Here is a 26411-nt window from a genome sequence, read left to right as displayed (position 1 = left end):
TTCTTGTTTTTTAGTTATTTACTGTTTTGCCTTCACTCAGGCGGAGTACTTTTTCATGTTCACCTACAATCCATACAATATCTCCCTCCTGGAATATAGTTGAAGGAGACGGATTCTTAATGGAGCTGTTTCCTCTTTCGATACCAATCACCAAGCAGGCTGCTTTATCCCGAATGCCGGATTCTAAGATGGTACGTCCTATCAGGCGGGAGCCTTCTACTATGATGAATTGTTCCATATTCACTTCTTCCGCTTGTACTTGTCCGTTTTTTTGTGCTGTTTTGTATCGTTCTTCCAGATATTGGCGGAAATGTTCGAGGTCATCGTCAGCTCCGACTACTACCAGCTTGTCGTAAGGATAAAGCCGTTCTTCTCCTCCCGGAATATTGATACGTCTGTCTCCGCGAATAATTGTTACGATATTTACATTACATTTTTGCCGGAAGTTTAATTCTTTCAGTGTTTTGCCCATACTGGGAGAATTTTGTTTTACTTCAAAGTCCGCCAGATGCAGGTCTCGTTCCAAAAGGTGATTGGCAAAACGTTGATTGATAGGTGCTTTCCGCTCGTTTTCCATCTCCCTGGCTGTCAGGTTGGTGAAAAAGTGACGCTCCATCAGGATAGATTGCCGTTTTAGCCGTTTCGAGAAAATAACGATGACAATAACGGTTGCGGCAATTGCCAGTACAATACCGGCAGCCATATTCAGAAGGCGGGCTACAGGCAGCATTACCATGCCGATACAGAGTATAATACGAAGAATAATCAGCGAGACTAATGGTCCCCGGTTGTATTTATTATCCAGCCAGAGTTGTTGGAATTCGACTGAATGATTTTTTTTCATCATGATAGCTCGTAGCATAGGTGATATCAGCAACAATATTAAAACGAGTGAAATAATTTCCCCGCGTATACCTGGAAGTTCCTTTATTATAAAAGGAGAGATAAATTGCAACCAGATGAAAATAAGTACGAGTGTAACAGCCGTATAAGTTCCGACTATACGAACCAATGCTTTCAACAGTTTATTCCAGGCACTCTTTTGCCGGATTGTATTTGAACCGGAGGAGTAGCGCTCAAGGAATTTCATCCACGATTTCGGAATGATACGCTCGGCTATTTGCCAGGCTGGTTCTGCCATACGAATCATATAGGGTGTGAAGAATGTCGTAATAACGGAAACCGCAACAACAATCGGATAAAGAAAATGGCTTGTTACGCCTAATGAAAGCCCTAAGGCAGCAATGATAAAAGCAAATTCACCGATTTGAGCAAGTGAAAATCCTGATTGTATCGCTATTTTTACAGGTTGTCCGGAAAGTAGGACGCCAAAGCCTGCAAATAATATTTGGCCGACTATGACTACAAGGGTAAGGATTAAAATCGGGAATTTGTATTCCCAAAGAAGTTCCGGGTCTATCAACATTCCGACCGATACAAAGAATATGGCTCCAAATAAATCTTTTACCGGTTTTATGATTCGTTCAATGCGCTCAGCTTCAACGGTCTCTGCCAAAATAGAACCCATCACAAAAGCCCCGAGTGCGGATGAAAAACCGGCTTTTGTTGCGATAATGACCATTCCGAGACAAAGTCCGAGACTGACAATCAGAAGTGTTTCATCATTTAAAAATGTTTTCGTCTTTTTCAGGAAAGAGGGAATTAAATAGATACCGATTACAAAACAAAAGAGCAGAAATACTCCCAGTTTGACAACGCTGTTCAGTAGTTCCATACCTTCTACATGTTTGCTGACAGCTAAGGTGGACAGTAATACCATTAATAATACAGCGAAAAGGTCTTCGACAACCAAAATGCCGAATACGACACCGGCAAAACGCTGATTACGCAGCCCCATGTCATCGAAGGCTTTGAATATAATGGTGGTAGATGACATGGAGAGCATTCCTCCGAGAAACAGGCTGTTCATGTGGCCCCAACCCAAAGATAATCCGGTTGTATAGCCAAGAGTCATCATTCCAATCACAATCGTGATAGCCCCAATGACGGCTGTGCCTCCGACTTTCATCAGTTTTTTGAAACTGAAATCCAAGCCTAAAGCGAAAAGAAGAAAGATTACACCAATATCTGCCCAGATACGGATACTCTCCACATCCGATACTGTCGGAATTTGTTTAATAGAAGGACCAGCCAGGATACCGGCAACAATATATCCAAGTACAACCGGTTGCTTTAATTTTTTGAAAAGCAAGGTTATCAATCCTGCAGAGATTAAGATGACGGCGAGATCTGATATTAAAGATGCAATCTGAGACATGCTTTCATTGTTTTTCCGTTGGCAAAGTTATGTATTTATTTTAATTTTGCCTTTCAAATAATCTGCCAAAATGAAGAAGAAACATCCGATAGAAGCGTTGATAGAGCAGGGAGAACATCAGCAACTCGATTTTAAGTTTGAAGTGAGCGATAGTAAGAAGATTGCCCGTACATTGAGTGCTTTTGCCAATACCGACGGGGGGCGGTTATTGATAGGTGTAAAAGATAACGGAAATATATCCGGTGTTCGCAGTGAAGAAGAATATTATATGATTGAAGCTGCTTCCCGGATGTATACACGTCCGGAGGTTCCGTTTGAGGCGACACGCTGGGATGTAAACGGGAAAACAGTCCTGGAAGTTTATATCGCTCCCAGCCCGGATAAACCTTACGAAGCTCCGGATAAAGATGATAAATATAAAGCTTATATCCGTGTCGCCGACGAGAATATTCTGGCAAACGAAGTGTTAATCATGGCTTGGCAAAAAAAGCATCAACCGGATGGTACTCTCTTGAAAATCAGTAAACCGGTAGAACGTTTGTTTGCTTATCTGGATGAAAATCCGTCCATCAATATCCGCCAATTTTGTCGTATCGGCCGTATCAATTACTATACGGCTAAAAACATATTAAGCGATTTATTGGCAATCAATGCTTTGCAATATATCGTAGAAGATAAACACATCCTATATCGCCGAATTTCTTCTTAGTGGTTCTTATGAAAGGATATCCGGAATGGTTTCCACATAAACCTGTGCATTTTCGAAACGGGTAATTTTGACCTTACGTCCTTTGTCGATAAAACCGGACTCGGAAACGCCATCATAAAATTCTCCATTAACGATTACCTTTCCGGATGGGCGCAGCACAGTTGCGGCTGTCCCTTCTTTTCCTACCAATGAAGATAGGTCGGGTGAAGAAATTGAATCTTCCAGGTCGGTATTCAGTGCTACTTTTCTGAATATTCCTTTGTGCCCTATTTTGTTGGATAACCAAATCATCAGGACAAAACCTGCTACTAATCCGACTAGGACAATCAGGATTGCTTCTCCTAATTCTTTTTGGCTGACAGTCTCAAAATTAAAATTATTGTTGCCTAATAAAGCCATTGTCAGCCCGCCAACCACTAAAATTATACCACTGATACCTGCGACTCCGAAACCGGGAATGACAAATACTTCCAATCCAATCAGAAGAACTCCGATAATGAAAAGAAGGATTTCCCAATTGGCAGCCAAGCCGTCTATATAGAGAGGAGCAAAGTAAAGAACAGCGGCTAATACTGCTGCAGCCGATGGAAATCCGAGTCCAGGCGTTTGCATTTCAAAATAGATTCCACCTATTATAATAATGATAAGAATAGATTGTAAAAAAGGATTCATCAAAAAACCTTTTATTTCGTCAAACCAATCGGGTTTATATGTTTTTATTTCGTAATTTTTGTATCCCATATATTGGGTGATAATTTCATCTGTTGTTTCTGCTATTCCGTCGCAATATCCCCATTTTTGTGCTTCTTGGGCCGTAAAAGTCAAGACCTTTCCGGTGTCTATCAGGTTCGGTATTACAACGCGTTCGTCAACCATAGCCTCTGCAATTTTGGGATCTCGTATCCATTTATATAGAGTGTCTTTTCCTTGGATAATGGTATCTTGTCCGTGTGCTTCGGCTGTGGAACGCATCATGGAACGCATATACGACTGATATTTGTCCGGCATGGCGGAACCGGTTTGATTGACCACAGTGGCAGCTCCGATATTCGCGCCTTTTCTCATATATATTTTTTTACATGCGATTGAGATAAGTGCTCCTGCGGAAGCAGCATTGTTATCGACAAATACATAAACGGGTATCGGATTGTATAAAATTGCCGTACGCATCGAATCCGCAACATCAACTAGACCTCCATACGTGTTCAGGTGGAGGAGAATAGCGTCTGCACCTAAAGCATTGGCTTCTGATAAACCGTTACTCAGATAGAGGCGGGCTGTATTATTGATTTCTTTTTGTATATCAATTTTATATACCAGTGCCGGTTGATTTTCCGCCGATATAAAAGGTATTGCCAGCATAAATAGGGCAATCCAAAAAAGTGCTGAATTTTTTTTCATTTTTTATTATTATCTGTCTCTTTTACATTATGTATGAATTTGTAACATACATGTTGTGAATTTTGTATTTTAAAGGCTCAAAAACTTGTAAATGCTATTCATTTTCAGGCCCGTTTGCTATTTATATATTAAGTTACGATTTTTAATATTAATATTTCTCAAACCGGGTTCTTTTTAAAAAAGAATCTCTATATTTGTCATGTTCTTCAATGGTGAAGGACAATACTTAACCGGTATTAACCTTTATAAAAAGTAAATAATATGAATGCGTTGCAATTTCAGAAAAAATTATTGAGCATGCAAGAAAATATGATGAATTTTGCATTGATGCTCACCGCAAATCGTGATGACGCCCAGGATTTGATGCAGGATACAACGCTGAAGGTTTTAGACAATCAGGAAAAGTTCGTTGACAATATTAATTTCAAAGGATGGGTCTTGACCGTAATGCGTAATATATTCATTAATAATTATCATAAGATTGTGCGTACGCAAACTGTTGTAGATCAGGGTGTGGATTTGTACAATTTGGATGTAGTAAATGATTCGGGCTTTGATTCTCCGGACGGTGCTTATCAAATCAAAGAAATAACAAAAGCAATTAATAGTTTGAACGACGAACTGAAGATTCCATTTTCGATGTTCCTCAGTGGTTACAAATATAATGAAATAGCTGATAAACTTTGTGTACCTCTGGGAACGGTGAAGAGTCGTATTTTCTTTGCCCGTCAAGAGCTTCAGAAAATTTTGAAGGATTTTCATCAGGGATAATGTTAATGTTTAAGATAAACATGTAAAAATAAACGGGAGTGTCCGCAAGGGTACTCCCGTTTATTTTTATTACTTTTGGCGCAAAATATCAAAAAGAAATGAGAAGTTTTGCAAGTGATAACAATTCCGGTGTGCATCCCCTTATTATGGATGCAGTCATAAAAGCGAATGATAATCATGCTGTTGGATATGGTGATGATTCCTGGACATCAGCGGCTACAGCTAAAATGAAAGAAGTATTCGGCGAAATGGCATCGCCTTTTTTTGTTTTTAATGGTACTGGTGCTAATTCGGTAGCCCTGCAGGCGGTTACACGTCCGTTTAATAGTATTTTGTGTGCTGAAACCGCTCATATTAATGTGGATGAATGTGGTGCTCCGGCGCGAATGACAGGATGTACTATAGTACCAATTCCTACTTTAGACGGTAAACTTACGCCGGAATTGATTCGCCCGCGGTTGCATAACTTTGGTGTTTGTCATCATTCACAACCAAAGGCTGTTTATATTTCACAAGTTTCTGAACTTGGAACTGTTTATACGGTTGAGGAGGTAAAAGCCATAGCGGAACTGCTACATGAATATAATATGTATTTGCATATGGATGGAGCGCGCTTGGCTAACGCTTGTGTATATCTGAACTGCTCTATGAGAGAAATAACGGTAGATGCGGGGGTTGACATTTTGAGTTTTGGAGGAACGAAAAATGGTATGATGATGGGAGAGGCTGTTATTTCTTTCCGTCCTGAGATAAGTGAAAATTTGCAGTATTATCGGAAACAATCTGCCCAGTTGGCCTCTAAGTTGCGTTATCTGTCTTGCCAATTTATTCCTTATCTGGAAAATAACCTATGGCTTGAGAATGCAAAGAAAGCTAATAACTCTGCTTTGCGATTGGCTGAGGCATTGAAAAAATATTCGCAGATTAAGTTTACTCAAAAAATAGAATCCAATCAATTGTTTTTTACAATACCCTCCGAACCATTGAAGAAGTTGCAGGAAAAATATTTCTTTTATATGTGGAATGAAGAGGCTAATGAGGCTCGTCTGGTCACATCCTGGGATACAACAGATGCGGATATAACGGACATAGAGCAAACCTTGAAGGATATTTTTGCATAAGTCTCCTTCCTTTTTACTATTTTTGCTATCTATTAATTATTATAAAGAGGTAGACGATATGAGACAAGTGGTTTTGTTGGTGATAGCTGTACTTTCGCTATTACCCGTAGGAAGGGTTTATTCCAAAAACGGTGATAAGAGGGATGATAATACCCTGCGTATCATGAGTTATAATATCCGGAACGGAATGGGGATGGATAATTCAACAGACTACCAGCGTACGGCAGATGTTATTATTAAGGCTTGTCCGGATGTTGTTGCAATACAAGAAATAGATAGCGTTACCGGTCGTAGCGGGGGAAAAGATGTTTTGCGTGAGTTGGCGGAACGAACCTTGATGTACTACACATATGCGCCTGCTATCAATTATGATGGAGGTAAATATGGTATCGGTATGTTGAGTAAAGAAAAACCGCTGAATTTCCGATATTTGTCTCTTCCCGGTCGGGAGGAACAACGTGCTTTATTGATTGTGGAATTTGAAAAATATATTTATTGTTGTACCCATTTGTCACTGACAGAGGAAGATAGGATGTTGTCATTGCCGATTATACGGCGAGAAGCCGCGACTGCCCAAAAACCTTTGTTTATTGCCGGTGATATGAATGCTTCCCCGAATTCGGACTTTATCAATGCTTTGCAAAAAGATTTTGTTTTGCTGACAGATTCCAAGCAATTTACTTTTCCTGCCGATAAACCAACAGAAACGATAGATTATATTGCGGCTTATGCAAAAGATACGGCGGCTTTTACTCGTATTTCTTCCCGCGTATGGGACGAACCGATGGCTTCAGATCATCGTCCGGTAGTAACCGATATTATTTTTATGCAACCGGCAGCTAAAATATTCCGTACCGAACCTTATTTGCAAAATCCTGTCGGAAATGGAATTACGGTTATGTGGCAGACAACTGTTCCTACTTATAGTTGGGTTGAATACGGTACAGATAAGAATCAGCTGAAGAAAGCTCGTACTTTGGTTGACGGGCAAGTAATTTGCAATGATATCCAACAGAAAATCCGCCTTGAAAATCTTGAGCCCGGAAAGACTTACTATTATCGCGTATGTTCACAGGAAATTATGTTGTATCAGGCATACAAAAAGATATTTGGTGAAACTGCTGTCTCTGATTTTCACTCTTTTACTCTTCCAACTGCTTCAAGTTCTGATTTTACAGCTGTCGTTTTTAATGATTTGCATAAACATTCTGCAACATTACAAGCTTTATATAAGCAAGTAAAGGATTCAAAATATGATTTTGTTATTTTCAACGGAGACTGTATTGATGATCCGGCTAATCATGATGAAGCAACCCGTTTTCTGAGTGAATTGAACGAAACGGTTGGCGCTGCAAATGTTCCGGTGTTTTATTTGCGTGGAAATCATGAAATTAGAAATGCTTATTCTATTGGCTTGCGCAATTTATTCGATTATGTAGGTGATAAAACATACGGAGCTTTCAATTGGGGAGATACCCGTTTTGTAATGCTGGACTGTGGTGAAGATAAACCGGATACGCATTGGGTTTATTATGGTTTGAATGATTTTACGGATTTACGTGAGGCACAAGTCGGTTTTTTGAAAGAAGAATTGTCTTCCAAAGTATTTAAGAAAGCTGCCAAGCGTGTGTTGATACATCATATCCCGGTGTATGGAAATGGAGATGATTATGCTCCTTGTCCTGAGTTGTGGGGCAATTTGTTGTCAAAAGCTCCTTTTAATGTTTGTTTGAATGCCCATACTCACCGGTATGCTTATCATCCGAAAGGTAGTGTGGGGAATAATTTCCCGGTTATTATCGGTGGAGGTTTTGATATGAATGGAGCAACTGTCATGATTCTTCAGAAAAAAGGAAAAGAGATGTCACTCCGTGTCCTGAACACAAAAGGAGAAGTATTGCAAGAGCTAAATTTATAAGAAGAGAGGTATTTATGGAATTAAATACAGGAGAGGAGAAAGAAATCTTTGAACCGGTAAAGCAGACAGACCTGATTTATGGAATAGATGATCGACCTCCTTTCAAAGAGGCAGTATTTGCTGCGTTGCAACATTTATTGGCTATTTTTGTGGCTATTATTACGCCACCTCTCGTTATTGCAGGTGCGCTGAAGCTGGATTTAGAGACTACAGGTTTTTTGGTATCTATGGCTCTTTTTGCTTCCGGTGTATCTACATTTATACAATGTCGCCGTATTGGCCCGGTAGGAGCTAAATTGCTTTGTATTCAGGGAACTAGTTTTTCTTTTATCGGGCCGATAATATCAGCAGGGCTTTCCGGTGGTCTTCCATTGATATTCGGAGCCTGCATCGCGGCAGCTCCAATCGAGATGGTTATTAGCCGGACTTTTAAATATATGCGGTCGGTGATTACTCCGTTGGTATCTGGTATTGTTGTTTTATTGATTGGGCTAAGTTTGATAAAAGTGGGAGTTGTGTCCTGTGGAGGTGGTTTCAGTGCGATGGATAATGGAACATTCGGAAGTATTGAAAATATCGGGGTGGCTGCAACAGTTTTATTGAGCGTTCTTTTCTTCAATCGTTGTAAGAATAAGTATCTTCGCATGAGTTCAATTGTATTGGGATTATGTATCGGATATGCGCTAGCTTATTTCTTGGGGATGGTGGATATGGCGGCTGCAGCTTCGCAGAAATTAACAGGTTTCAACATACCGATGCCTTTTAAATATGGATTGGACCTTAATATTTCGGCATTTGTTGCCATTGGTCTTGTATATTTGATTACTGCTATTGAGGCTACCGGCGATGTGACGGCGAATTCAATGATTTCTGGAAAGTCGATAGAAGGTGACAGTTATTTGAGAAGAGTGTCAGGCGGTGTACTGGCGGATGGAGTTAATTCATTTATTGCGGGTATTTTTAATTCCTTTCCTAATTCTATATTTGCCCAGAATAATGGAATAATCCAGCTTACAGGCGTTGCCAGCCGGTATGTCGGTTATTATATTGCCGGTATGCTTGTTCTGTTGGGACTATTTCCGATTGTCGGCATAATCTTTTCATTGATGCCAGATCCGGTATTGGGCGGTGCTACTCTATTAATGTTTGGAACAGTTGCTGCGGCCGGTATTCGTATTATAGCTTCGCAAGATATTAATCGGAAAGCTACATTAGTATTGGCAGTTAGCCTGTCTCTCGGTTTGGGTGTGGAATTAATGCCGGATATTTTGAAAACTGCTCCCGAGGCAATTAAGGGTATCTTTTCTTCCGGTATCACGACCGGGGGGGTGGTTGCCATCATTTCCAATATATTGATACATGTAAAAGAAGATAAAACTGAATAAAAGATATGGAATTACTTAAACAGCGTATTTTGCAGGATGGTAAGTGCTATCCGGGTGGTATTTTGAAAGTGGATAGTTTTATTAATCATCAGATGGATCCAATGCTCCTGTATAAAGTGGCAGAGGAGTTTATTTATCGCTTTCGGGATGCCAATATCAATAAAATTGTCACAATTGAAGCAAGTGGTATTGCACCGGCAATTATGGTTGGTTATATTATGCATCTGCCTGTTGTTTTCATTAAGAAGAAACAACCGAAAACGATGGAAAATATGCTCTCGACTGTTGTCCATTCTTTTACGAAAGATCGCGATTATACGGTTTGCATCAGTAATAATTTTCTGACGCCGGACGATCATATTTTGTTTATCGACGATTTCTTGGCTTATGGAAATGCGGCACTGGGTGTTCTCGATTTAATTAATCAGTCGGGTGCTGTATTGGAAGGTATGGGATTTATTATTGAAAAAGCATTCCAGAAAGGTCGTCTGCCATTAAAAGAAGTGGGTGTACGTGTGGAAAGTCTGGCTATTATCGACAGCTTGGAGGATTGTACGATTACAATTCGATGAACTATTTGAGGAAAAGAGTATAAAAAGTCGCAGCCGGTATTAAACAAGATAACCTGGCTGCGATTTTATTTTGTAAAGTAACTCGATTATTCTTTTGTTTCCAGATAAACGACATGAGTTTGCAGGTATTCTTCCAGCCCATGTTTTCCGTCAGCTCCACCGATACCGGATTTGCGCCATCCGGCATGGAAACCTTGCATTGCTTCGAAGTTTTCACGGTTGATATAAGTTTCGCCAAATTTCAGAGAACGCATTAGTTTGAATGCACTATCCAGATTTTGCGTATAGACGGAAGAGGTCAGGCCGTATTCGCAGTCATTAGCCCAGTCGATGGCGTCATTGATATCCGTATATTCAACAATAGGAAGTACAGGACCGAATGTTTCTTCCTGGATGATATCCATCTTTTGGGTAGCACCGTCTAATAGTGTCGGTTCAAAGAAATAGCCTTTTGTTCCGATACGATTACCGCCACATAGCAGATGAGCACCCTGTTTGATTGCTTTTTCCACTTTTTCCTGTATGGAAGTCAGTGCGTTTGCTTCAATCAGCGGTCCCATATCCAAGTCGGCAATTTCGTTGGGGTTTCCTACTTTTACTTGTTTCATGCCGGCGATTAATTTCTCGGTAAAGACTTCTTTGACCTTTTTATCTACATATACGCGTTCCGCACAATTGCAAACCTGACCGGTATTGATGACGCGGGAAGCAATAATGGATTTAACAGCCAAATCAATGTCTGCGTCGGCCATTACAATTGCAGGAGCTTTTCCACCCAGTTCTAAGGATACTTTCGTGATATTAGGCGCTGCAGCAGCCATTGTCTGTTGTCCTGCTCCGACACTACCGGTAAGGCTGACCATACCGACTTTGGGGTTGGATGCCAATTCCTGTCCGATAACGGAACCACGTCCGTTCACTAGGTTGAATACACCGGTCGGCAGTCCTACTTCTTCTACAATCTGTGCAAATACATAAGCATTTTCAGGAGTCAACTGGCTAGGTTTTATCACGATTGTATTACCAGTAATCAGTGCGGGAGCCGCTTTTCGGGCAACCAGAAAGAACGGGAAATTCCACGGTAAAATACCGGTTGTTACTCCGATTGGCTTTTTGAATAAGAAAATACTTTCGCGAGGACGGTCGCTGGGAATAATTTCTCCCTCATAACGACGTGCCCAACCAGCCATATAATCTAAATAATCTGCGGTAAACAACACTTCAACATTTGCCAAACCTTGTGTTTTACCACCTTCCCGAACGATAATGTCGGTCAATTCTTTTTCACGCTTGCGAATACCTTCTGCTATTTTCTTTAAATAAGCGGCACGTTCGATGGAAGGAGTCCGTTCCCATTTGTCTTGCGCTTTCTGTGCAGCATCAATAGCTTTTTTAGCATCTTCCACCGTGCCGTCAGGCATGCGTGAGATAACTTCTTCTGTTGAAGGGTTTAATACTTGAATCCACTTGCCAGTGGTATTTTCGACGAATTTGCCGTCGATGAACATTTTTAAATCTTTCATGGTCGCATCTTTCTTTTAATGGAATAAATCAAATTTAAGCGTGTCTAAATATAAGGGTTAATTTCTTTCTTGCAGTTTGAAAAATGATATTAGAATTTACATAAATGATATATTTTCAAGCTTAATTGTCTAAATATCATCTTGTGATTCACGGAATAAGGTTAACGAGGGAGAGTTTTTATGGGAATGTGAAATACAAGCAGGCGGTATTTTTCATGATAGGTAGTCTCAGGATATCTTCGGCAGGGCGGTGTTCCAGCTGTGCGATAATGGCTCGGTTGAAACCACCATGACCAATGGCCAGGATGCGTTTCCCTGAAAATTCTCTTAGCAGGAAAGTTATAAAATCTTCTGCTCTTTTATACATAGCCTCTATTGTCTCGACACTTTCCGGCAGTGTGGTAAAATCCATCTCGTCGGCCACTTTCCCTGTATAAATACCCCAGTCCATTTCGCGTAGAAGCGGGGTTTTCACCGGTTGTATGTTTTTTCTGCGTGCTACAGCCATTGCTGTGTCGTAACTGCGTGCCAAATCGCTGCAGACAATCACATCCAGTTTTTCGTTTTCCAGTTTGTCGGCCAGCCATTCAGCCTGTTGTTTTCCCAGTTCCGACAGATGTCCGGGAAGTTGTCCTTGCATGATATGCAGTTTGTTTTCTTCTGTTTCACCGTGTCGGCTCAATATCAATTCAATCTGTTTCATATCGTTCATTTTTCGGCAAAGATAAATAAAAAAGCCTCCGGCTTTAAGAACCGAAGGCTTGAATTTAGTTGCGGAGGCAAGACTCGAACTTACGACCTTTGGGTTATGAGCCCAACGAGCTACCACTGCTCCACTCCGCGATATAGTTGCTCTCATTTCTGATTGCGTGTGCAAAGGTACAAAAATAATATTACAATCCAAATTTATTTACAAATAGTTTGTAATATAATCTTCTATATCGGGTGTGAAGGCCTTACGGACAACAATTTGATATTATAACTCGGCTATATTGTCAAAATCGTTATTTTCGTATAGTCTCAGCTTGTGCTTTAAATGATTGATTTCTTTTTGCATGGATTTTATTCGTTCCAACAAATGGTGGATGGCATCTATGCCTTCTACATTGATGGACAAATCATAATACATGCGTGTATATCTTTCCACGTCATACAACTGGGATGCAGGCAGGTAGCTTTCTCCTTCAACAGTGTCTATTTCTATCAGGCCCCCTTTTTCCAGCGTATAAAGAAATGATGGGTCGATATGGCATATCCGGCAATATTCGCTGACTATAATTAAATCTGTTTGCATAACAATCCTGTTTTTTTAATTGAGATTTTGTATTTCGCGGAACAATTCTTTTTGTTTGTCCGTCAGATTGGTCGGGATATCAATCGAGTAGGTTACGATTAAATCGCCGGACTTTCCTTCTTCTTTATAAACCGGGAAACCTTTGCCTTTCAGGCGTACTTTCGTATTGTTCTGGGTTCCGGGTTTTATGTTGAGTTTTACTTTTCCGTCCATTGTCTCTACGATTTGTTCTCCACCGAGAATTGCCGTGTAAAGGTTTAGGGGGGCAGTTATGTAGAGATCATCACCTACGCGTTTGAAGCGACTGTCTTCCGGTATGCTGAAAGTGATGTATAAATCACCTGAGGGTCCACCGTTTACGCCAGGTCCGCCCTGACCTTTCAATTTAATGGTTTGCCCATCGGCGATGCCGGCCGGTATCGTGATTCGCAGATTTTTACCATTAACTGTAATAATCTGCTTGTGGGTTTTGGAGGCATCCATCAGGGATACCTGCAATTCTGTCGTATAATCCTGTCCGCGGAAAGCATAATCGCCTCTACTGCTACGGCTGCTTCTGCCTCCACCCATACCTCCGAACATTTGTTCAAAGAAATCGGAGAATTCACTTCCGTCACCCGAAGAACTCCAGTAAGTACCGCCATTCCCTTGTCCGCCCTGGTATTGACGATATTGTCTCTGCTGGGCCTCAAATTCGTCGGCATGCTTCCAGTTTTCGCCGTACTGGTCGTATTTCTTCCGTTTCTCCGGGTCGCTCAACACTTCGTTCGCTTCATTTATTTCCTGAAACTTCCGGTGGGCGTCCGCATCATTCGGGTTCAAATCAGGATGGTATTTGCGGGCCAGCTTTTTGTATGCTTTTTTTACATCATCCTGCGAAGCTCCTTTGTCCAATCCGAGAATTTTGTAATAATCTATATAAGCCATATTTACTATGTTGTTTAGTCTACTTTGTCTTCTTTTTCTATATTAATATAATAACAATAAATATGCCGGAAGAGTTTCTTGAGGGATTAAATATAATCAATAAAGTTTAGCGTAAGTCAATAAAAAAGCCTCCGGTTTTTAAGAACCGAAGGCTTGAATTTAGTTGCGGAGGCAAGACTCGAACTTACGACCTTTGGGTTATGAGCCCAACGAGCTACCACTGCTCCACTCCGCGATATAGTTGCTCTCTTTTTTAGATTGCGAGTGCAAAGGTAGGACTTATTTTTTGAAAAACAAAATATTTCTCTTATTTTTCTCTATGAAAAGGAATAAGTATGCGGGAATGGTCTATATTTATAGAATAAGGGGGAGTTTCAATAAAATATAGATATGTTTTTGGTAGTTATTATTTTTTCCGGTACTTTTGCGCACAGTTTTAATCAAAATGTGCAATACAATGCCGATGACAGTTTCTAAAACACGTGAGATGTTGGTAGATGTGGCCAGACAATTGTTTGCCCGCATGGGGGTGGATAATACGACAATGAACGATATTGCACAGGCATCTAAGAAAGGGAGACGTACATTATATACGTATTTCAAAAGTAAAAATGAGATTTATCTGGCTGTTGTAGAGTCCGAACTCGATAAGCTGTTCAAGATGCTGCAAGATGTAGCAGCAAAAGATTTGCCGGCCGACGAGAAATTGCTGACTTTTATTTATGCCCGTCTGGATGCTATAAAAGCGTTGGTGTTTCGTAACGGAACCCTGAGAGCTAACTTTTTTCGTGATATATGGCGGGTAGAAAAGGTTCGAAAGAGCTTTGACATTCGTGAGATTGAGTTAATAAAAGGTATATTGGAAGCCGGTGTACAGGAAGGCGTTTTTGCAATGCCTGATACTGATATAACGGCTGTGGTGCTCCATCATGCTTTGAAAGGACTTGAGGTTCCTTATATACGCGGAATTATGGGAGATAATATCAGTCAGCGGATTAAACGGAGAGATAATGTGATGAATTTAATATTCAACGGAATAAAGATTAAGTAATATAAAACTAAGAGATGTTTATTAATGCAACAGGGTTTTATGTGCCTGAAGAACGGGTAGATAACCAACATTTTTTAGAACTGAACGGGTTAACGAGTGAATGGATTGAACAACGTACGGGTATTCGTACCCGCTCGAAGGCAAAGCAAGAGGAAAACATCAATACGATGAGTATTGAAGCCGTTCATAATGCACTTCCTAAATTGCCGTATGATATAACAGAGGTCGATTTGGTTATTTCAGCTTCCTATTCACCGTACGATACGGTTGCGACAGCCGCCCATTTGGTTCAGCATGAATTTGATATCCGGGATGCAAAGGCATTATATCTGTCGTCGGCATGTTCTTCTTTCCTGAATGCACTCGAAGTAGTGGAAGGCTATTTTGCCATGGGAAAAGCAACAAAGGCGTTGATTCTTTCAGCCGATAAGAATTCAGCTTATTATAATGAAACAGATCCGAAAGCCGGCCACCTTTGGGGAGATGCTGCCGCTGCTTTTTTCATTTCGAAAGAGCGCGTAACGGAAAAAGACCCGGAGGTTTTGGAGATATTCACCCAAGGATTGGGCTATTTAGGGAAAGCTCCCGAAGCGGTTCACCTTCGCCCTACCGATGGAGGTATTATGATGCCGGAAGGGCGCGATGTATTTATCCAGGCTTGTACTTATATGCCGAAGAACGTACTTTTCCTGTTGGAGAAGAACGGATATAAGTTGGATGATTTGAGTTACTTTATCGGCCATCAGGCTAATATGCGTATCATGTCCAACATCGCAAAGCAGTTGGGACTGCCGGAAGAAAAGTTCCTGCATAACATAGAGGAACTGGGAAACACCGGCTCGGTAAGTTCCGCCTTGGTGTATGCGCAGAATGATAACACGTTTAAGAAGGGCGACCTGGTTGCCATCACCGTATTCGGAGGTGGATATTCTGCAGGAGCTTGCCTGATAAAATGTTGAAATTAAAAAAGTATTGATATGAAATTATTAGAAGGAAAAGTTGCCATCGTAACAGGTGCAGCACGCGGTATCGGTAAAGCTATCGCTTTGAAGTTTGCTTCGGAAGGTGCCAATGTGGCATTTACTGATTTGGTGATTGACGAAAACGGCTTGGCTACCCAGAAAGAAATTGAAGCTTTGGGTGTAAAAGCAAAAGGGTATGCTTCCAACGCTGCCAACTTTGAAGACACGCACAACGTAGTCGCTGAAATAGTAAAAGATTTCGGTCGTGTGGATATCTTGGTAAACAATGCCGGTATTACGAAAGACGGCTTGATGATGCGTATGAGCGAAGGACAGTGGGATGCCGTTATCGGTGTCAACCTGAAGTCTGCTTTCAACTTTATTCACGCTTGTACTCCGGTGATGATGAAACAGCGTACAGGCAGCATTATCAATATGGCTTCGGTTGTCGGTGTTCACGGTAATGCCGGTCAGAGTAACTACTCCGCCTCCAAAGCCGGTATGATTGGTTTGGCTAAATCCATCGCTCAGGAACTGGGTTCCCGTGGTATTCGCGCCAATGCCATTGCTCCGGGATTTATTATTACGGATATGACTGCCGGTCTGCCGGAAGAGGTAAAAGCCGAATGGGCAAAGAAGATACCTTTGCGTCGTGGCGGTACTCCGGAAGATGTCGCTAATATCGCTACTTTCCTGGCTTCGGATATGTCCTCTTATGTCTCCGGTCAGGTTATTCAGGTTGACGGTGGTATGAACATGTAATTTATATGGAAGTTATCTACGAAGACAATCATCTCATCGCAGTCAATAAAACCTGCCGCGAGATTGTACAAGGAGATAAAACCGGTGATACTCCTCTTTCGGACATGCTGAAGGCGTGGCTGAAAGAGAAGTATTGTAAACCCGGCAATGTGTTTGTCGGTGTTGCACACCGTTTGGACCGCCCCGTCAGCGGGGTTGTCTTGTTTGCCAAAACCAGTAAAGCGCTCGCCCGTCTGAACGAAATGTTCCGTGTCGGCGAAGTAAGAAAGACCTATTGGGCTATCGTAAAGAACGCACCTCCCTCTGAAGAAGGTGAATTAGTGAACTGGTTGGTCCGTAATGAGAAGCAAAATAAGAGTTACGCTTACGATACGGAACGTCCGAATGCCAAGAAAGCCATCCTCCATTATAAAGTAATAGCCCGCTCGGATAATTATACACTGCTGGAAATCGATTTGAAAACCGGGCGCCATCATCAGATACGTTGTCAATTGGCCAATATGGGCTGTCCGATTAAGGGCGACCTTAAATATGGTTTTCCCCGTTCCAACCCGGACGGCGGTATCAGTCTGCATGCCCGCAGTGCTGCTTTTATCCACCCTGTTTCCAAAGAGCAGGTGGAAATCATTGCTTCGGTTCCCGCGGACAACTTGTGGAAAGCGTTGACTACTTCCTTATAAGTTCCTGTTTTTCCTGTAATTCTTTTTGCGCCTTGTAGGCATCCAGTTGTGACTTGGATTTGCTTTGGGTAACGATGTAAACCCCGGAGAATACTAAGGCTATGGAAATACATTTCATTATACCGAATGTATCCAAGCCGACAAGTACGGTGATGGCTGAAGCTACTATCGGTTGTACGTAGTTATACATAGTGGCAACCGTAGGCCGTAGAATGCGCTGTCCTATCGGGACGAGCAAGTAAGCAAAGAATGTACCGCCCAACACGACGACCGCTATGTTCAGGTAAATACTTGTCGGCAGCCGCAGAAAATCGATACTTGCGATGCTTGTATAAGAGAATGGAATGGTACAGATGGCCGAATAGGTAAACATCCATTTCATCAGTGTCACCGGTGAATACCGGCTGATTAGTCCTTTGTAGACCACAACGTAAATGGAAAAACAGCATTGCGCAACCAAGCAAAGAATATCTCCCCATATATTACTTCCGTTCCCGTTTCCGGCTACTGCCTGTTGTCCGCTTAATATCAGGAGCAAGGCCCCGATGGCCCCGACGAAGATCCCCAGTATCTTTTTCCCGGTAACGGGTTCTTTCAGGTAAAAGGCAGCAATAATCATGGTAATTATAGGAGTAGTAGTTGCCACGATAGTCGCGTCTATCGGCGAGGTTAGTGAAACGCCGAATATATAAGAACCCTGATTGAACACTATCCCGAACAAGGCCGCGAAGAATAACTTTACCAAATCCTGATGTGATACATGTTCATCTTTAGTGAACAAGGAAGCAATCCAAAATACGGCGGCAGCTCCAAGCATTCGGAACGTTGTCAGTGAAATAGCATTGACCAGCCCGCTGGATAATACGATTTTGGACGAGGGCGACATACAGCCCCATAGCAGATTGGCTCCCAACATAGCCAAATGTCCCTTATAAGCGTTCGATTTCATGATAACCTTTCTCTTTTACGGCGGACAAAAGTACTATTTTTCCCCCTTATCTATTCTATTTTTCTTCCTTATCTATTATCGATTTTCTCCCTATCTATTAATCGTTCGCCAGCTGGTGAACGAACGTCCGCCAATTGACGAACGATTGTCCGCCAACTGATGAACGACCGTTCGCCAATTGGCGAACGATTAAAGGGTCCCGATGAAAAAGCTAAAAGATACCGATGAACGGACTAAAAGATAGGGACGAATGAGTCAGAAGGTCGGGAGTTTTTCTTTGATAATTCCGTTGCGGAAAGCATACAATAGCTTTTCCAGGTCTTGTATTTGCTTTTGAAGGTCGGCTCCTTTGTCCGTGTCCTTCACCATTTGCCGATGCGAGCTGAGTTCTACGACGATAGTTGTGGAACGAATGTCGCGTCCTTCTTTGATGGCTTGTTCGGAAGAAAGGAATGGTTCGTGCTGGACCAACTGGAAACCACGCGAATGGTAGACCAACGTATAACCTGCAATTCCTGTTTCCGGATGATAGGCTTTGGAGAAACCGCCGTCGATGACCAAAAGCTTACCGTTTGCCTTTATCGGGTTTTCTCCTTGGATGGAGCGGACAGGGACATGGCCGTTGATGATATGGCGGTGCTGGCCGGTCACGCCAAACTCGTTCAGCAATTTTTCGCAAATGGCTTCTTGTTCGCGAAGCGTATAGTAAGCGCCTTTCTCTTCTTTCTGTACCTCTTTGTCGTCGATGAAACAGCGTTCGAAGGTAGCCATCTTGCTCTTGTCGAAAAGAGGGGAGTCCTTGCCTTCCCAGAGATACCAGATATAGTCCATGGCAAAGTCTTTTTCAGGGCAATCGTCCGGCTCGAAGTAGGCTGTGCGTACCAGTTGGTCTACTTTGTCCAACAGGCTTTTCCCTTTAAATGTTTCCCCGTTTATTACAACCTCTTTAAATGTCCCGTCCGCATTCATTGGAACGGATGCATGGAATAAAAGGTTTGAATTGCATACTTGGTACATGCTGCCGTGTGTGAAGAGGCAACGCATGTGTGTTTTCATCTTATCGCTGCATTCGAAAGAATGCTTGATACGGCGCATCAGTTCTTCCTCTTCGATGGAGAGCGCATACGGGTCTTTAGCCTTGAGCGTAGGCCAGTTCTTGTCTTTCAATTCGTAGTCTTTTCCGTTAATGCGAATTGTACCGCGCTTCAGGTCGATATGATGGAGCAATAAGCGGTCGTCCATTCCGAATTCCGGACGGCGGCGGATGATTTCGCCTTCCAGTTTGAACTGAATGATGGTGATGGCTTTGTTCATCCGGGCGATAAGCTGAGTTGTCTTCTCATCGAAGGTTATATCCGAGGCATTCAGGCGGGGAATGAATAATTCGCAAGGGTCGTCGCCGTACACTTCCATCGCAAAGGTGGCGAGCGGCATTAGGTTGATACCGTAACCATCCTCGAGTGTTGCCAGGTTACCGAAGCGCATACACATGCGGATTACGTTGGCGATATTTCCCAGATTGCCGGCTGCTGCTCCCATCCATAAGATGTCGTGGTTGCCCCATTGAATGTCGAAGTTATGGTAGTTGCAGAGCGTATCCATGATGATGTGCGCTCCCGGTCCCCGGTCGAATATGTCGCCGATGATGTGTAACTGGTCGATAGTCAGCCGCTGGATAAGGTTGCACATGGCAATGATAAAGTCATTGGCTCGTCCGGTCGAAATGATGGTATTGATAATCTGGTCTACATAAGCAGACTTGTTCGGTTCGTCCGAAGATTCGTGCAAGAGTTCCTGTATGATATAGGAGAATTCTTTCGGCAAGGCTTTGCGTACTTTCGAACGGGTATATTTGGAGGAAACATTGCGGCAGACGCGGACTAATTGGTTCAGTGTAATCAGATACCAGTCGTCGATGTCTGTTTCCTGTTGTTGTACCAATTCCAGTTTTTGCTCCGGATAATAAATCAAGGTACACAGTTCTTTCTTTTCCTGTTCCCGCAGAGTATTGCTGAAAATCTCGTTCACTTTACGTTTGATGGCGCCGGAAGCATTCTTTAGTACATGATTGAAGGCCTGGTGTTCGCCGTGAATGTCGGACATGAAATGTTCCGTACCTTTCGGCAGGTTCAAGATTGCTTCGAGGTTGATGATTTCCGTACTGGCATCTGCCACAGTCGGGAAACTGCGGGCCAGGAGCGTCAAGTAACGCAGGTCGTTCAGCACGTATTCGGGAGTGATGTCTTTTGTCATATTTATTTTGTTGTAGTCAGTTTATTAAATCGTCTCCATAACAGGATACCCAGTGTCGTCAAACTAACCGGGAAACCGCACCAGACTCCGATGCTGCCCCAGCCCAGTGTGAAGCCACAAAGATAACCGATAGGCAGGGCCAGCCCGAAATGGCACAGGAAGGCCATATAGGCCATGTATTTTACATCGGAAATGCCGCGTAGCGCATTTGCAAAAAGTATTTGCAATCCGTCGCCGAACTGATAGAGTATGACCGACCAGGCGAGGAGGGCAACCAGTTCGACTACCTCTTTTTCCGGAGTAATCAGGTAACCCATTGTTGTCCGGAACGAAAGTATCAACAGAACGACTAAAAGGGCGGCCGCCATAATCAGATGCAACCCGGCGAAAGACGCCCTGCGTACGTTCAGCCAGTCTTTCCATCCTTTAAAGGCGCTTACGCGGATGGTTACGGCAGCTGCTATGCCATAATAAATCATAAAGCCTATAGTGGTGATGACGCCTACTACCTGGTGAGCGGCAAGTGCCGTACTTCCAATCCATCCCATCATAATGACACTGAGACTGAAAGAACCGGTTTCGACGCCCATCTGGAAACCGACCGGAAGACCCAGACGCATCAGATTTCCGAGGTTCAGCATATTGATTGTCCCTTTTTTGAACCCTTCCAGGTAGACACGGTAACGGGAATGACGGAGAAAGAGGAAGCAGAAAATGATGAGAGTCAGGATACGGCTCGATAATGTTGAAATGCCGGCTCCTGTAAGTCCCAGTTCGGGGCAGCCGAATTTACCGTATATCAGCAGATAATTCCCGATAATATTGAATACGTTTGCACTCAGCATCACCCACATAGGTGTCAATGTGTCGGTCGTTCCGTCGCTGAACTGTTTGAACGAATTGAACAGCATGGCGAAGATAACCGAGAAAAGTTGCAGGATATAGTAGGGGATAATGTAAGGCAGTAATTCCTCCGGTTGTTGCAGTATCCGGATATTAAAAAGCAGTATCAGCATGCAGATACTGAGTAGTATGCCTACTATGAAGTTGATAAAAAGACTATTCTTCAGTACTTCCCCTGCGCGTGCATACTCTTTTTGCGCGTATAAACCGCCAATGATGGGAGTCAGCCCGTAGGAAAATCCCATGCCGGCAATGAAGATAAGATTGAAGAAGTTGTTGACGAATGATGCCGCGGCCAGTTCGGGAGTACTGTGATGGCCTACCATGATGTTGTCGGCGAATCCGACAATAATAATGCCCAGTTGCCCCAACATAATCGGGACTCCCAGGCGTATTGTTTCTTTATAATGCTCTTTATAAGCGGAAAGCTGTATCACAAAACTTCAACCGAATTAATAATAATATTTTCCGTCGGACGGTCTTGTTTGTTTGTTTTTGTATCTTGAATGGCATCCACTATATCCAAGCCTTCCACGACTTCTCCGTAAACGGTGTACTGATTATCAAGGAAAGGAACGCCTCCGATTGTTTTATAAGCTTCGCGCAATTCGGCCGGCATTTTTGTTTCATCCTTGCGTTTTTCGGCTTCCAGCTCGGTTTTGCCGATTAATGTATCGCGGAGGATAGCCAGTTCTTCTTTGTTGCCACTCCGGTACAATTCCATGATTTTAGGTTTGTTTTCCGTTTGCAGACGGGCAAAGATGGATTGTTTCAGGCGGCTTTCCAACTGCTTTTCCATCTGGTCCAATTCTGCATCGGTATATTTTTTACCGGTTACGATGTAGAATTGGGAGGCGGAAGAAGCTTTTTCCGGATTTACTTCGTCACCGGTACGAGCGGCGCATAGAGCACCTTTCTTATGGAAATATTTCGGGTACATGAACTCTGCCGGAACCGTATACCCCAAATCGCCGGCTCCCAGCTGTTTATTCATAGGAGCATCTTTGGAAGTGACGTCGCCTCCTTGTATCATAAACTCTTTAATGACGCGGTGGAACAACAAACCGTTATACTGGCCTTCCCGGGCCAATTTGATAAAGTTGTCGCGATGCTGTGGCGTATCGTTGTATAGTTTGAGGGTAATCTGACCGAATGTGGTATCCATTACCACTTTAGTTTCCGCTGTTTCCATGTTTTATTTATTTTTTGACGATTGTCATTGTTTTAATCTTAATGTTTTTGACGGGGCGGTCATCTGCATTAGTTTCCGTGAATTGTATTTTGTCTACTACTTTCATCCCTTTCAGTACTTCTCCGAAAATAGTGTATTTGCCGTCCAAATGTGGCGTACCCCCTTCCAACATATACGCCTGACGTTGCTCAGGAGTGAAAGTTATGTCTTTTTCCTGTTCTTGCTTGTCCAGTTCCATCTCTGTAAAGAACTTGCCGGTTACAATGTAAAATTGAGTGGCCGACGAGGCATGCTCCGGGTTCTCTTCATCTCCGACGCGGGCGGCACAAAGCATTCCCCGTTTGTGGAAATATTTCGGATAAACAATTTCTGCCGGAATGGTATAACCCAAGTCGCCATCACCCAAATGTTGTTCAATCGGAGCATCTTTGGAATTGATATCTCCCGCTTGTACCATGAACTGTTTGATTACGCGGTGGAACAGCAGTCCGTCGTATCGGTGCTCCTTTACATTTTTAATAAAATTATCACGATGCAATGGTGTTTCATTGAATAGTTTTACTTTGATTTTACCGTAATCGGTGTCAATCTGAACTATAGTCTCAACATCCTGCGCTTGCATTTGGAAGGATATCAGGGCCGAAAAGGCTAATACACAGATAGCAAACAGCTTTTTCATCTTCATCTTATTTTTATATTATGGTCACAAAAATAGTGACTTTTAGTCGTTAAAGCAACCATTTAACACAACCTTTTCCGTTGCAATCTGTTCAAGTCTGTAATTCATCTAAACAAAAAGCATATTTATGAAAACATGGTTGAAAAGCGCAGTTCTACTGCTCGGTATGGGAATGGTTTCTGCCCATTCGCAGGCTCAGAAAGTTGTGGTTGAAGATAACGAGCCGAATTCTGTTATGTTCGTTTCTATTGATAAAGCCGGTGATGAGGTTATCCGGATTATGAATGAGACACAAAGTCCGCGTTTCCACGAACCGAAGGCCCCACGCTTTCTGTTGACTGACCGGAAAGGACAATTTGCTCTTGGTATCGGCGGCTATGTAAAGACGACAGCCGAATATGATTTTAATGGTATATCCGACAATGTTGATTTCTATCCGGCCCTTATCCCGCGTGGTGGTCTGGTCAAGAACCAGTTTCAGTTGGATGCGACTACCAGCACGATTTTCTTGAAGTTGGTGGGTCATACAAAATTGTTAGGAGACTTTGTTGTTTATACGGCCGGAAATTTCCGTGGCGGTAGCGGAAAAACATTCGAATTGCGTAATGCGTATGCTTCTTTTCTTGGTTTTACAATCGGTTACGATTACGGTTCGTTTATGGACTTGGGGAATGTTCCTGCTACCATCGACTTTGCCGGTCCGAATGGGTTGTCCATCTATCATGCTACTCAAATTCGTTATGAACGTACATTGGCCCAGGGTTTTAAGGCTGGTATCGGTGTGGAAATGCCTGTCGTGGATGGCTTGACGAATAATAATCTGAGTATAAGCACACAGCGTATGCCTAATTTTCCGGCTTATTTGCAATATAGCTGGAATAAAAACAGTCATGTACGTGTGGCTGGTATTGTCCGCAGTATGACATACGAAGATTTGGTTGCCAATAAAGCCGAGTCTGAAGTGGGATGGGGGGTATTGGCTTCTGCGACCTTTCATGTAGGAAGTTGCTTGCAACTTTACGGACAAGGTGTCTACGGTCGTGGTATCGCCCAGTACATGAATGATATGAGTATGCTGAATGTGGATATTGTCCCGAATCCGGAAAAGGCCGGCAAAATGGAAGTCCTTCCGATGGTAGGTTGGTTCGGTGGCTTGCAATATAACATTTCTCCCAAAGTGTTTATTACCGGAACATACGGACAGTCCCGTTTATATAGTCATAATGGCTATCCGGCAGAAGCTTCGGAGCAGTATCGTTATGGACAGTATTTAGTGACAAACATATTTTGGAATGTGACATCTAATCTTCAGGTCGGAGCCGAATATCTGCGTGGCTGGCGTACTGATTTTGATGGCGACAAACGACATGCGAACCGGTTGAATGCCGCGGTTCAATATAGTTTTTAAAGAGTATAGACACGAAAACGGTTTCTATACAAGAAAATCTTGTACGGAAATCGTTTTTGTAATTAAAAGTTATTTCCTGTATCCCACCACAAGCGTGTCCCGGCATTATCCGGTTTGCCCAAGGCCTGCGTTAATCTGTCGTATAAAGGAGCATCCGTATCGACTATATCGGCCGGGAAATTCAGCCGGCGTATCATTGTTTCGGTATCTATACATCCGTCTTTGCTGTTATTGAAACGGACCGGGAACAGGCGGGGATATCCTGTCCTGCGTTGTTCCGCCCATGCTTCACAGCCCTCGGGGAAGATGGCAAGCCATTTCTGTGTGATGATTTTCTCCAGCTTTATTTCATTCGAAGCCTCTTCTATCCATTTGGGGGATACGAGGCATCGTGCCTTTATATTATTTGCCGGGTCAAAAGCATCTATATAGTCGGCCCCGATACTGTCGGACTCCAGATATTTTTCCGGATAATTGGCTTTCCATTGGTAAAAAGAGGTAGCCACTCCATTCCGGTAACAACTTCCCACATCTTCCGAAGTCCATCCGCGTAAAGCAGCTTCAGCACGTAAAAACCAGATTTCGGCAGCTGTCATCAGAATAGGAGGCGTTGTTTTATTGACATATATTTTAGAATGGGAGGCATATAAAAGGTGTGAGAAACAGGTTCCTTGACGGATACCTTTGTATGTCCCGATTAATCCTTCGGGAGCATCTTTTCCGCAAGGTTCGAAATAGATTTCACGACGTGGGTCTTGGTAACCGTTCAGAATCGATTCCATAGAAGCATTCATATAAACTTCTCCCCAAACCCTGTTGATTTCACCCAAAGGGTTTTGGTAACCGTTACGGGTAGAGACGACAACGATATCGACCGGTTGTTCAAATACACCTTCTTGTTGGTTCAGAGATTTCAGGAATTCTTCTTTCCCTTTTTCCGAAGCTGCTGTTGCGATGCGGATGGCTAAACGCATTCTGAGCGAATTGGCAAATTTAATCCAAGACGAAAGATGCCCGTCCAACATAATATCGAACTTACTTAGGTCCGGCCCCTCGTCTTTGTTCTGGATACATTTTGTCAGGATATGTATAGCCTCTTCCAAGTCGTTGAAAAAGGCAGTGTAAGCTTCTTGCTGGGTGTCCGGTCGGAAGTTCTCGTCTTCATTTCCGAAATGGGTATAGATAATCGGTCCGTACATATCAGAGATACGGTGCATAATTTCCACTTTCAATATTTGGGTAAGAGCATAAACTGATGGATATTGGTCTATGACAGCTTTCTGTAATTTGGCTATTTGAGGCAAGATATAAGCGTAAGTATATCCCCAGTTCGTGCCGTTCCAGCCATCCTGGAGGTTATAATCTGAATTACTGCTTCCTCCATTAAGAGGTTTGTAGTCGTGCATGTAGCCACTGAACATGTCTGCATTCAGATTTTGCATGAGTTGGTAAGGCCAGTTTTTCCCTTTCCCGAAATCATAATTGAAATAGATGCCCTGTTGGATAATGTTGAGTGGGATACCGAGGTTGTTGAAATCTATTTCCATTTCGTCATCGGTAATGCCTGATTTATCCGTGTTGATATCCCTGAATTTGTCGGTACAGGAAATAAAAATAAATATCAATAGGAAATAAATAGATTGTATATTGTATCTGTATTTCATTTTCCACCG

General features: G+C 42.7%; 23 protein-coding genes and 2 tRNA genes. 11 read left to right on the top strand and 14 right to left on the bottom strand.

From position 1 onward, the window contains the following. Positions 1-10 precede the first annotated feature (10 nt). Entirely contained in the window at positions 11-2278 is a 2268-nt protein-coding gene (locus tag DW103_RS04085; RefSeq protein ID WP_122274393.1) for a cation:proton antiporter, read from the bottom strand. Positions 2279-2348: 70 nt separating this feature from the next. Between DW103_RS04085 and DW103_RS04080 the strand changes: the two genes are divergently transcribed. Next, positions 2349-2987 (top strand): helix-turn-helix domain-containing protein, encoded by a 639-nt coding sequence (locus tag DW103_RS04080; protein WP_122274392.1) that lies wholly within the window; start codon positions 2349-2351, stop codon positions 2985-2987. 6 nt (positions 2988-2993) lie between these two features. Here DW103_RS04080 and DW103_RS04075 read toward each other — a convergent pair whose 3' ends face one another. Next, positions 2994-4388 carry a nodulation protein NfeD gene (locus tag DW103_RS04075; protein ID WP_122274391.1) on the bottom strand — a complete coding sequence of 465 codons (1395 nt, stop codon included), beginning with the start codon at positions 4386-4388 and terminating at the stop codon, positions 2994-2996. A gap of 261 nt (positions 4389-4649) precedes the next feature. On the opposite strand from DW103_RS04075, the gene DW103_RS04070 reads away from it, so the two are divergent. From DW103_RS04070 to xpt, 5 genes are all read left to right on the top strand, one after another. After that, the gene (locus DW103_RS04070) at positions 4650-5159 is read left to right on the top strand and encodes an RNA polymerase sigma factor (protein WP_122274390.1); all 510 of its coding nucleotides are present in this window, start codon (positions 4650-4652) and stop codon (positions 5157-5159) included. A 98-nt stretch (positions 5160-5257) separates the two neighbouring features. Further along, positions 5258-6280 (top strand): low specificity L-threonine aldolase, encoded by a 1023-nt coding sequence (locus DW103_RS04065; RefSeq protein WP_122274389.1) that lies wholly within the window; start codon positions 5258-5260, stop codon positions 6278-6280. Positions 6281-6338: 58 nt separating this feature from the next. Then, the gene (locus tag DW103_RS04060) at positions 6339-8198 is read left to right on the top strand and encodes a metallophosphoesterase (RefSeq protein WP_122274388.1); all 1860 of its coding nucleotides are present in this window, start codon (positions 6339-6341) and stop codon (positions 8196-8198) included. A 14-nt stretch (positions 8199-8212) separates the two neighbouring features. Continuing rightward, positions 8213-9583 (top strand): nucleobase:cation symporter-2 family protein, encoded by a 1371-nt coding sequence (locus DW103_RS04055; RefSeq protein ID WP_122274387.1) that lies wholly within the window; start codon positions 8213-8215, stop codon positions 9581-9583. Between the two features lie 5 nt (positions 9584-9588). Next, positions 9589-10155, top strand: coding sequence for a xanthine phosphoribosyltransferase (gene xpt / locus DW103_RS04050; RefSeq protein ID WP_122274386.1), 567 nt, complete (start codon positions 9589-9591; stop codon positions 10153-10155). An 86-nt stretch (positions 10156-10241) separates the two neighbouring features. Here xpt and aldA read toward each other — a convergent pair whose 3' ends face one another. The 6 genes from aldA to DW103_RS04020 form a co-directional block, all read right to left on the bottom strand. Beyond that, positions 10242-11678, bottom strand: a complete 1437-nt coding sequence (aldA, locus tag DW103_RS04045) for an aldehyde dehydrogenase (protein WP_122274385.1) — start codon at positions 11676-11678, stop codon at positions 10242-10244. 178 nt (positions 11679-11856) lie between these two features. Next, a complete protein-coding gene (locus tag DW103_RS04040; protein WP_122274507.1) occupies positions 11857-12381 on the bottom strand; it encodes a histidine phosphatase family protein in 525 nt (174 codons plus the stop codon). 68 nt (positions 12382-12449) lie between these two features. Next, a tRNA-Met gene (locus DW103_RS04035) sits at positions 12450-12521 on the bottom strand. Between the two features lie 133 nt (positions 12522-12654). Continuing rightward, positions 12655-12972, bottom strand: a complete 318-nt coding sequence (locus DW103_RS04030) for a chaperone modulator CbpM (protein ID WP_122274384.1) — start codon at positions 12970-12972, stop codon at positions 12655-12657. A gap of 15 nt (positions 12973-12987) precedes the next feature. Then, a complete protein-coding gene (locus tag DW103_RS04025) occupies positions 12988-13899 on the bottom strand; it encodes a DnaJ C-terminal domain-containing protein (RefSeq protein ID WP_122274383.1) in 912 nt (303 codons plus the stop codon). A gap of 163 nt (positions 13900-14062) precedes the next feature. Continuing rightward, a tRNA-Met gene (locus DW103_RS04020) sits at positions 14063-14134 on the bottom strand. A 222-nt stretch (positions 14135-14356) separates the two neighbouring features. Here DW103_RS04020 and DW103_RS04015 point away from each other — a divergent pair. Genes DW103_RS04015 through DW103_RS04000 form a run of 4 tightly spaced genes read left to right on the top strand, consistent with a single transcriptional unit; the run spans position 14357 to position 17354 of the window. Then, complete coding sequence (locus DW103_RS04015) at positions 14357-14950, top strand: TetR/AcrR family transcriptional regulator (protein WP_122274382.1); 594 nt, start codon at positions 14357-14359, stop codon at positions 14948-14950. 14 nt (positions 14951-14964) lie between these two features. Further along, positions 14965-15909: a 3-oxoacyl-ACP synthase III family protein gene (locus DW103_RS04010; protein WP_122274381.1), complete on the top strand. Its 945-nt coding sequence runs from the start codon at positions 14965-14967 to the stop codon at positions 15907-15909. Between the two features lie 18 nt (positions 15910-15927). Beyond that, positions 15928-16674, top strand: a complete 747-nt coding sequence (gene fabG / locus DW103_RS04005) for a 3-oxoacyl-[acyl-carrier-protein] reductase (protein ID WP_122274380.1) — start codon at positions 15928-15930, stop codon at positions 16672-16674. A 5-nt stretch (positions 16675-16679) separates the two neighbouring features. Then, positions 16680-17354 carry an RluA family pseudouridine synthase gene (locus DW103_RS04000; RefSeq protein ID WP_122274379.1) on the top strand — a complete coding sequence of 225 codons (675 nt, stop codon included), beginning with the start codon at positions 16680-16682 and terminating at the stop codon, positions 17352-17354. On the opposite strand, the gene DW103_RS03995 is transcribed toward DW103_RS04000, so the two are convergent. The 5 genes from DW103_RS03995 to DW103_RS03975 form a co-directional block, all read right to left on the bottom strand. Then, entirely contained in the window at positions 17341-18303 is a 963-nt protein-coding gene (locus DW103_RS03995) for a DMT family transporter (RefSeq protein ID WP_122274378.1), read from the bottom strand. The two genes, DW103_RS04000 and DW103_RS03995, sit on opposite strands and share 14 nt — an antisense overlap. A 255-nt stretch (positions 18304-18558) precedes the next feature. Beyond that, positions 18559-20556, bottom strand: a complete 1998-nt coding sequence (locus DW103_RS03990) for a fructose-1,6-bisphosphatase (RefSeq protein WP_122274377.1) — start codon at positions 20554-20556, stop codon at positions 18559-18561. Positions 20557-20558: 2 nt separating this feature from the next. Beyond that, positions 20559-21896 (bottom strand): MATE family efflux transporter, encoded by a 1338-nt coding sequence (locus DW103_RS03985; protein WP_122274376.1) that lies wholly within the window; start codon positions 21894-21896, stop codon positions 20559-20561. Next, positions 21893-22651: a peptidylprolyl isomerase gene (locus DW103_RS03980; protein ID WP_122274375.1), complete on the bottom strand. Its 759-nt coding sequence runs from the start codon at positions 22649-22651 to the stop codon at positions 21893-21895. Before DW103_RS03980 ends, DW103_RS03985 begins: the two co-directional genes overlap by 4 nt. Positions 22652-22658: 7 nt before the next feature. Further along, positions 22659-23330, bottom strand: a complete 672-nt coding sequence (locus DW103_RS03975) for a peptidylprolyl isomerase (protein WP_199652964.1) — start codon at positions 23328-23330, stop codon at positions 22659-22661. A 127-nt stretch (positions 23331-23457) separates the two neighbouring features. On the opposite strand from DW103_RS03975, the gene DW103_RS03970 reads away from it, so the two are divergent. Next, positions 23458-24738, top strand: coding sequence for a porin (locus DW103_RS03970; protein ID WP_122274373.1), 1281 nt, complete (start codon positions 23458-23460; stop codon positions 24736-24738). A gap of 62 nt (positions 24739-24800) precedes the next feature. On the opposite strand, the gene DW103_RS03965 is transcribed toward DW103_RS03970, so the two are convergent. Then, positions 24801-26402: a SusD/RagB family nutrient-binding outer membrane lipoprotein gene (locus DW103_RS03965; RefSeq protein WP_122274372.1), complete on the bottom strand. Its 1602-nt coding sequence runs from the start codon at positions 26400-26402 to the stop codon at positions 24801-24803. Between the last annotated feature and the right edge of the window lie 9 nt (positions 26403-26411).

The organism is Parabacteroides sp. AM08-6, assembly GCF_003473295.1.
In the GTDB taxonomy this organism is placed as follows: Bacteria; Bacteroidota; Bacteroidia; order Bacteroidales; family Tannerellaceae; genus Parabacteroides.
The sequence above is the reverse complement of the archived record's forward strand: the minus strand, read 5'-3'. Positions and strand labels throughout refer to the sequence as shown.